At 75.1% G+C, this 7,149-nt stretch carries 9 protein-coding genes and 1 pseudogene; 5 read left to right on the plus strand and 5 right to left on the minus strand.

The features are described from left to right. Together ABEB16_RS15985 and ABEB16_RS15990 are read left to right on the plus strand one after the other, a co-directional pair. Positions 1-466: pseudogene (locus ABEB16_RS15985) on the plus strand (hypothetical protein); the annotation flags it as partial. Then, complete coding sequence (locus tag ABEB16_RS15990; protein WP_345713218.1) at positions 456-1,127, plus strand: response regulator; 672 nt, start codon at positions 456-458, stop codon at positions 1,125-1,127. The pseudogene ABEB16_RS15985 and the gene ABEB16_RS15990, both read left to right, overlap by 11 nt. Before the next feature lie 6 nt (positions 1,128-1,133). On the opposite strand, the gene ABEB16_RS15995 is transcribed toward ABEB16_RS15990, so the two are convergent. Beyond that, complete coding sequence (locus ABEB16_RS15995; protein ID WP_345713219.1) at positions 1,134-1,547, minus strand: hypothetical protein; 414 nt, start codon at positions 1,545-1,547, stop codon at positions 1,134-1,136. Positions 1,548-1,635: 88 nt separating this feature from the next. Here ABEB16_RS15995 and ABEB16_RS16000 point away from each other — a divergent pair, with 88 nt between their 5' ends. After that, a complete protein-coding gene (locus ABEB16_RS16000; RefSeq protein WP_345713220.1) occupies positions 1,636-2,424 on the plus strand; it encodes a helix-turn-helix domain-containing protein in 789 nt (262 codons plus the stop codon). Between the two features lie 43 nt (positions 2,425-2,467). Here ABEB16_RS16000 and ABEB16_RS16005 read toward each other — a convergent pair whose 3' ends face one another. The 3 genes from ABEB16_RS16005 to ABEB16_RS16015 are packed head-to-tail and all read right to left on the minus strand — an operon-like array spanning position 2,468 to position 4,790. Then, a complete protein-coding gene (locus ABEB16_RS16005; protein ID WP_345713221.1) occupies positions 2,468-3,451 on the minus strand; it encodes a bile acid:sodium symporter family protein in 984 nt (327 codons plus the stop codon). Beyond that, entirely contained in the window at positions 3,448-4,341 is an 894-nt protein-coding gene (locus tag ABEB16_RS16010; RefSeq protein WP_345713222.1) for an NAD(P)H-binding protein, read from the minus strand. The genes ABEB16_RS16005 and ABEB16_RS16010 overlap by 4 nt, the downstream gene beginning before the upstream one ends. Continuing rightward, positions 4,338-4,790, minus strand: a complete 453-nt coding sequence (locus ABEB16_RS16015; RefSeq protein WP_345713223.1) for a nuclear transport factor 2 family protein — start codon at positions 4,788-4,790, stop codon at positions 4,338-4,340. The genes ABEB16_RS16010 and ABEB16_RS16015 overlap by 4 nt, the downstream gene beginning before the upstream one ends. A gap of 89 nt (positions 4,791-4,879) precedes the next feature. On the opposite strand from ABEB16_RS16015, the gene ABEB16_RS16020 reads away from it, so the two are divergent. Both ABEB16_RS16020 and ABEB16_RS16025 read left to right on the plus strand, forming a co-directional pair. Then, positions 4,880-5,485, plus strand: a complete 606-nt coding sequence (locus ABEB16_RS16020; protein WP_345713224.1) for a TetR/AcrR family transcriptional regulator — start codon at positions 4,880-4,882, stop codon at positions 5,483-5,485. Positions 5,486-5,816: 331 nt separating this feature from the next. Then, a complete protein-coding gene (locus ABEB16_RS16025) occupies positions 5,817-6,242 on the plus strand; it encodes a DMP19 family protein (protein ID WP_345713225.1) in 426 nt (141 codons plus the stop codon). 390 nt (positions 6,243-6,632) lie between these two features. Here ABEB16_RS16025 and ABEB16_RS16030 read toward each other — a convergent pair whose 3' ends face one another. Then, a complete protein-coding gene (locus ABEB16_RS16030) occupies positions 6,633-7,136 on the minus strand; it encodes a GyrI-like domain-containing protein (RefSeq protein WP_345713226.1) in 504 nt (167 codons plus the stop codon). Between the last annotated feature and the right edge of the window lie 13 nt (positions 7,137-7,149).

The following is a 7,149-nucleotide window of genomic DNA, read 5'->3' on the forward strand; positions in this document are numbered from 1 at the left end:
CGCCGCCTCCCCCGGCCCGGTGCCCGCCCCGGCCGGGGACGGCGATGACGCGGTGGCGCGGTTGCAGGCCGCCCAGCGGCGGGGCCGGCGGCGGCTGGCGGTGGCCGTCGCGGTCCCGGCGTCCGCGGTGTTCCTGCTGGCCGTGGCGCTGCAGACCGACCTGCTGGTGGCCACCTCCCGCTCCGTCCTCGCCGAGGCGGACTACGAGCGGATGCAGGTCGGTGAGCAGCAGAACGTGGTGGCCGCGGTGCTGCCCGGCCGGCAGGTCCCCCGGCTGCTGCCCGCGGTGCGCCGCGCCGCGGCCGCCGACCCGCCACCGCCGGGCTCGGTGTGCGAGCACTACGCCGTGACCGCCGACCTGGCGTCGGACCGCTCGGGGGACGTGTACCGGCTGTGCTTCCTCGACGGGCGGCTCGTCAGCAAGGACCTGCTCGCCGCGACCGGGGAGGGCACCGGTGGGCGCTGAGGCGCGGGGCGGCGTGCGGGTGGTGCTCGCCGACGACGAGGCGGTGGTGCGGGCCGGGGTGCGGGCGGTGCTCGCCCTCGACCAGGGCATCGAGGTGGTCGCCGAGGCCGCCGACGGGCGCGCGGCGGTGGAGGCAGTGCTGGCCCACCGGCCCGCCGTCGTCGTCCTCGACGTGCGGATGCCCCGCCTCGACGGCCTCGCCGCGGCGGAGGAGGTCCGGCGCGCCGCCCCCGGCACGGGCGTCGTGGTGCTCACCACCTTCGGGGAGGAGGAGTACGTCTCCCGGGCGCTGGCCGTGGGGGCCGACGCCTTCGTGCTGAAGTCCGGGGACCCGCGGGAGCTGTCGATGGCGGTGCACGCCGCCGCCACCGGCGCGGCCTTCCTGTCGCCGGCGGTGGCGCGCCGGCTGGTGGACGCCCACCGCGACGGGGTGCTGGTGCGGCGCGAGGACGCCCGCGAGCGCGTCGGGCGGCTCACCCCGCGCGAGCGGGAGGTGCTGGTGCTGCTCGCGGAGGGACTGTCCAACGCCCAGATCGCCCGCCGCCTGCACCTCGTGGAGGGCACCGTGAAGGGTCACGTCAGCGCGCTGCTGGAGACCCTCGGCGCCCGCAACCGGGTGCAGGCGGCCGTCACCGCGCACGACGCGGGGCTGCTGGGCTGAGCGGCCCTACCGCCGGCGCAGCGCGGCGAGCTGGGCGGCGGCGAAGGCGGCGACGACGAGCGCCTGCAGCACGGTCCACACCACGCCGGCGGTCGTGGGGGTGCCCCAGCCGAGCAGGGCCGCGGTGAGGCAGTCGAGGGCCCACAGCGCGTTCACCGCGACGACGGCGGCGGCGGCACCGGGGTGGATGCGGGGGCGGGCCGCGACGAGCCACACCGCGGCGGCGTAGACGAGCAGGAACGCCCCGGCGCCGCGCAGCAGCCCCACCGGCAGCCCGAGGGCGTCGGAGAGCGGGGCGGCGGCGGCGAGGTAGGCGACGGCGTTGGCGCCGGTGACGGCGACGTCGAGGCGCAGCAGCGCGCGCAGGCCCGGCAGGCGGGTCCGGGCGGCGGTGGGGACGGGGGCGGTGGAGGTGGTCATGACCCCACCGTGGTCGCGGGGGGTGCGGCGCGTCGATTACCCGCCAGGTAGGTGACCGGCCACCACCGGCGCGGTTACGGTCGCCGGCATGGCCGAACTCGCGGTGCGCCCCCACGTGGGGTCGCTGCTGCGCACCTGGCGGCAGCGCCGGCGGCTGAGCCAGCTGGAGCTGGCCTGCGAGGCGGGGGTCTCCGCCCGCCACCTGAGCTTCCTGGAGACCGGCCGCTCCCGGCCCAGCCGCCGGATGGTGCTGCACCTGGCCGGGCAGCTCGACGTCCCGCTGCGGGAGCGCAACGAGCTGCTGGTGGCCGCCGGGTTCGCCCCCGTCTACGCCGAGCGGGCGCTCACCGACCCGGAGATGTCGCCGGTGCGGCGGTCCCTGGACCTGCTGCTGGCGGCGCACGAACCGCACCCGGCGCTGGTCGTGGACCGCTCGTGGAATCTCGTGGCGGGCAACCGCGCCGCCTGGTGGTTCGCGGGCGGCGCCGCGCCGGAGCTGGTGGCGCCGCCGGTGAACGTGCTGCGCCTCAGCCTGCACCCCGACGGGCTGGCGCCGCGGATCGCGAACCTCGCCCAGTGGCGCTCGCACGTGCTGCACCGGCTCTCCCGGGACGCCGCCGTCAGCGCGGACCCGGGGCTCGCGGCGCTGCACGCGGAGCTGTCGGCGCTGCCCGGCGGGGAGGAACCCGTCCCGCCGGGGGCGGTCGTCGTCCCGCTGCGCGTGCGGCACGGCGACGCGGAGCTGAACTTCCTGTCGACGGTGACGACGTTCGGCAGCGCGGTGGACGTCACCGCCGCCGAGCTGAGCATCGAGACGTTCCTGCCCGCGGACGCCGCGACGGCGGAGGCGCTGCGGGAGATCGCCGCGGACGGCTGAGCGCCCCGGTGCCGGTGCGGCGCCGGCACCGGGGGTCGCGCCGTCAGCGGGGTCGTGCGCCGGGAACCGCCTCCGCCGGGGCCGGGGCCGCGGTGTCCTGCGGCGCCGGCCGCCGGGACCACCAGCTCGCCAGCAGCGAGCCGGACACGTTGTGCCACACCGAGAAGATCGCCGCGGGCAGCGCCGCGGCGGGCGCGAAGTGCACGGTGGCGAGGGCGGCGGCGAGGCCGGAGTTCTGCATGCCCACCTCGATGCTGATCGCGCGCCGGCTCGCCACCGGCATCCGGCACAACCGGCCGACGGCGTACCCGAGGGCCAACCCGCCGCCGTTGTGCAGCACGACGGCCAGCACGACGAGCGCGCCGACGTCCAGCAGGGTGGGCGCGCTGCCCGCGACCACGGCCAGCACGACGGCGGTGATGCCGGCGACGGACACCAGGGGCAGGGCGTCGAGGCAGCGCTCGACGAGCCGCGGCACGAGCAGCCGCAGCAGCAACCCGGCCACGACGGGCACGAGCACGATCTGCAGGATCGACGTGAACAGGGCGGTCCCGCTGACGGGCAGCGACTCCCCGACCAGCGCGAGCACCAGCAGCGGGGTGACGAACGGCGCGAGCAGCGTGGACACCGACGTCATCGCCACCGACAGCGCGGTGTCGCCGCGGGCGAGGAACACCATGACGTTGGAGGCCGTGCCACCCGGGGCCGCACCGACGAGGATCATGCCGGCGGCCAGCACCGCCGAGAACCCGAGCAGGTGGGCGATGCCGAAACCGAGCAGCGGCATGATCGTGTACTGGGCGGCGACGCCGAGCAGCAGCGCCCACGGCCGCCGCCCGATGATCGAGAAGTCGGCCGGGCGCAGCGTCATGCCCATCCCGAGCATGATCACGCTCAGCAGCCAGGGCACCGCCGGCGACCACCCCTCGAACGCCGGGGGGAACGCCAGCGCGATCGCGCCGGCCCCCACGACGATCAGCGCGAACCACCGTCCGACGACCTCACCCGCTCTGCGCAGTCCTGTCACGGGCCCGAGGGTGCCACGACCGCGCCCCGGGGGCCGGTGGGGGCGGGGCGGCACCGTTCCTGGGAGCGGAGTCCTCGGGTGTGTTCTGCGAGGTGGTCGGCGAAACTGCGCGGTGGGCGCCCGGTGACGTCGGAGACGGTCGAGGTGGTGAAGTCCTGCTCACCGCGGGAGATGTCGTCGTCGAGGGCTGCGAGCACGTCGGCCCACTCCGGCGGGACGCCCAGCGAGGTGAGGTGCCGACCCAGCGCGGCCGGGGTGACCGCCCGGTGGACGACCTGGTGGCCCAGGGCCCGGCTCAGGGCTGCGGCGATCTCGGCGTAGTCGAGGGCTTGCGGTCCGGTGAGCACCAGGTCGGTGTCGTGCGGCTCCTCGTCCAGCAGGGCACGGACCGCGACGGCGGCGATGTCCTCGGCGTCGATGATGCCGATGCGGCCGGATCCGGTCGCGGACACCACCTCACCCGCGGCCACCGACGCCGCGTGCTGGCCGGTGAAGTTCTGCATGAACCAGGACGGGCGCAGCACGGCCCACTCCAGGCCGCTGGCGCGCACCCTGCGGTGCAGGTCGCCCAGGCCCGGCCGCTCGCTCTCCTCCACGGCGGAGGAGCTGAGGAGCACCAGCCTGCGCACCCCGGCTGCGGCTGCCGCCCGCAGGAAGGGCTGCACGAGCGGAGCGGGGTCGACGACCCCGACCGGAGCGACGAGGTAGGCCGCCTCGACACCGCTGAGGGCGGGTCCGTGCGTCGCGGGATCGGCCCAGTCGAAGTGGACCTGCCCCGGCGCCGCAGCCCTGCGGCTGGCGATGCGGGCGACGACTCCTGCCTCGGTGACGCCCCGCGCGACGCGGCTGCCGGTGGTGCCCGTGCCTCCGGTGACCAGGACGGTGCTCATCGCGCCACCCCCGCCGCGAAGGCGGCCCGGCTGGTGTCCACGCCGGCGAGCACGTCTGCCGCCGCCGCGGGGCTCCAGTAGTCGCGGTAGCTCTCGATGGAGCCCTCGCAGGTGGCGATGACCGCGATGTAGCTCATGCGGTAGGGGCGCTGGGTCGCCACCACGACCCCGCTGGCCGCGAACTCCACCACGACGCGATCCCGGTCACCGCCCTCGTGGAGCACGACGTCGCAGATCTCGCGGATGTCGAGCAGGTCGGTGTAGCCGGCCAGGTGGGCCCTCAGCGCCGCGCGCCCCTGGATGCGCGAGGGCTGGCCGGGGGGCGCGAAGGGGAGCTCGAAGACCCCGTCCTCGGCCCAGAGGGCGGTGTAGGCCTCCATGTCCTTGGCCAGGAGCAGGCGCAGGGACTCCTGCGCCACCTCCCCGGCGGAACGGGTGGTGGTGGACACGTCGCCTCCCAAAGAACGGAACGGTATCGTTCCATTGACTGTAGACCGTGCCCGGTGGGATCGTCGACGAGGAACGAGGGGGGCCGCCCATGAGCAGCGAAGGCCGACGTGCGCCGACGGGGCACGCCACGTTGCAGCCGCGGGTCAGCGACGCCCTCGCCCGCGCGACGCTCGAGGAGCTCGCCGTCACCGGGTACGCCCGGCTCACGGTCGAGGGCGTGGCCCGGCGCGCCCGCGTGGGCAAGGCCGCCGTGTACCGCCGGTGGCCCTCCAAGCAGCAGATGACGATGGCGGCGCTGTCCCAGCTCGTCGTCCCCATCGCCGACGTCCCCGACTCCGGCTCCCTGCGGGAGGACGTCAGGGCTTCCCTGCGCGCGCTGCACGACTGGCTCGTCGATCCGGTCTACGGGGCCGTCGTCCCCGACCTGACCTCCGCGGCCGCCCACGACGCCGGACTCGCCGAAGCCCTGTGGCGCGAGGTGGGCCAGCCCCGCCGGGAACTCGCCTCAGCGGTTCTGGCGCGAGCGGTGCGACGCGGGGAACTCCCGGGCGACCTCGACGTCGAGATGGCGCTCGACGTCATCGCAGGTCCCCTGTACTGGCGCCTGGCCGTGCGCCGGGTTCCCGTCGACGACTCGTACCTCGACGACCTGAGCGCGTGGTTGCTGCGGGCCCTCGGAGCGTCCGAGGTGTAGCGGCCCACCCGGGCTGTCATCCGGTGAACCGGCTCGCGGTCGGTGATCGAGGAGTTCTTGCGACACGAGGAGATCACCCTCACCGCTGGCCGAACCAGGAGCCACCGCCGGAACTCGACCGGGTGGTGGTCGGGTGACGGAATCCCCGCCGACCCGCGGCGGTGGGGCTCGTCCAGGCAGAGGGCCGACGGATTCCGCCGCGGTGACGTGGGGGCCGGCTACCGCACGATCGCAGACGACGCTCACCCGGCTCCTCGCTCCCACCCGTCACGGCACGGCGGTCGGCGGTAGCGTCTGCTGCCGACATGATCACGACTGGAGGCCGCGAACGATGACCCCGTTGCTCGAGGTGTTGACCGTCCGGGCCGTCCACGCCTACGAGGTGGAGGACTCCTCCGCTCTGCCGGGACTGCGCATGCTCGGCGCGGTGATGGGCCTGCACGGCATCGCCGTGAACGGTGGGCTGGTGGGTGGAGGCGTTGAGAACCTCTTCTCCAACGACAGGATGCACGCGGTCGACGACGCGGTCGAGGGCTTCCGCTGGCTCGGGCTGGCAGATGTCGCTGCGCTCGTCGCCCGCGCCCGGGACGAGTACCAACGCTTCCGCCCGAACGGCTGGGAAGACGTCTCCGCTGAGGACGCGTCGGTGTGGGACGAGATCGATTCCTCGTTCTTCGAGATCGCCACGGCTGAGCGGCTGGAAGCTGCCGTGTCGGCACGCCTGCAGGAGATCGCGCCCGAACTGCCCTCGACCTGACGGTCGCAACGGACCACGTCACCGGAGGGAGGCGTGAGGACGGCGCTCGTGCCAACGGCGCGAGTAGAAGCGATCACCCACCCCACCATCGTGACGATCCGCGGGACGAAACCCCAGCGCGCGTTCCACCATCGCCGGGAGGTGACCGTGTCGCCGCTGCCCCTGCGCGCCGTGCTCGGGCTCGCCCTCCTGCTGGGGGCGCGGTGCTCGTGTGGCCGGAGGACACGTCCTGGGACGCCGCCGCGGAGCCCGGCCGCTTCCCGGCGAGCGGTCGGGGCGTCTACCGCGGCATCGGGCTCGACGGCGACGACGAGCTCAGCCACCAGGAGCCGGCGGGGTCGGTGAGCACGCCCGTACCGACGTCCCCACCCCCGCCGGCATCCGCACCGGCTACGGCCTCTCCTGCGGATCACCGGTTTCCGGTGCGATGGGGATCTGCAGTTCGGTGACCCCGTTCGAGGGGTCCTCCGGGCAGTAGTCCAGGTACACCTCGCCACCGAGGCCGAGGGGCCGGTGACCGCTGTCCTCGATCCAGCGCGCGAGGACCTGCCAGGTGGCGTCGACGCCGTCCATCGGTCCGTGGTGGACGATCGTGGCGGCCCGCACGGCGGGCAGGTCGACGACCTCCACACCCCCGCGGGTCGTCTCGTGCGGGGCCACGACGACCCCGGCGTGCACCCGGACCGCCTCGCCGTCCCCGTCTGCGTACTCGTACCAGGCGATCCCCGGCCCGGCGGGGCGGATGCCGGCCTCTCCCAGCCTGCGGTGCAGTTCTCCGTACAGGGGTTGGATGACGGGGCCGATGTCGTCCGGCTCGAAGCTCGCGGCGACCGCGGACAGCTCCGCGACGCGCACGGGGTCGGTGTCCTTGACGACGACGTCCTGGGTTCCCATGGTGCCCTCCTCC

The sequence above is a fragment of the Kineococcus glutinatus genome, assembly GCF_039542765.1.
GTDB classification, from domain to species: Bacteria; Actinomycetota; Actinomycetes; order Actinomycetales; family Kineococcaceae; genus Kineococcus_A; species Kineococcus_A glutinatus.

Excerpts from the sequence above, each read along its gene's own strand:
- ABEB16_RS15995 (WP_345713219.1), bottom strand. The coding sequence starts at position 1,547 with ATGACCACCTCCACCGCCCCCGTCCCCACCGCCGCCCGGACCCGCCTG.
- ABEB16_RS16000 (WP_345713220.1), top strand. The coding sequence starts at position 1,636 with ATGGCCGAACTCGCGGTGCGCCCCCACGTGGGGTCGCTGCTGCGCACC.
- ABEB16_RS16010 (WP_345713222.1), bottom strand. The coding sequence starts at position 4,341 with ATGAGCACCGTCCTGGTCACCGGAGGCACGGGCACCACCGGCAGCCGC.
- ABEB16_RS16020 (WP_345713224.1), top strand. The coding sequence starts at position 4,880 with ATGAGCAGCGAAGGCCGACGTGCGCCGACGGGGCACGCCACGTTGCAG.
- ABEB16_RS16025 (WP_345713225.1), top strand. The coding sequence starts at position 5,817 with ATGACCCCGTTGCTCGAGGTGTTGACCGTCCGGGCCGTCCACGCCTAC.
- ABEB16_RS16030 (WP_345713226.1), bottom strand. The coding sequence starts at position 7,136 with ATGGGAACCCAGGACGTCGTCGTCAAGGACACCGACCCCGTGCGCGTC.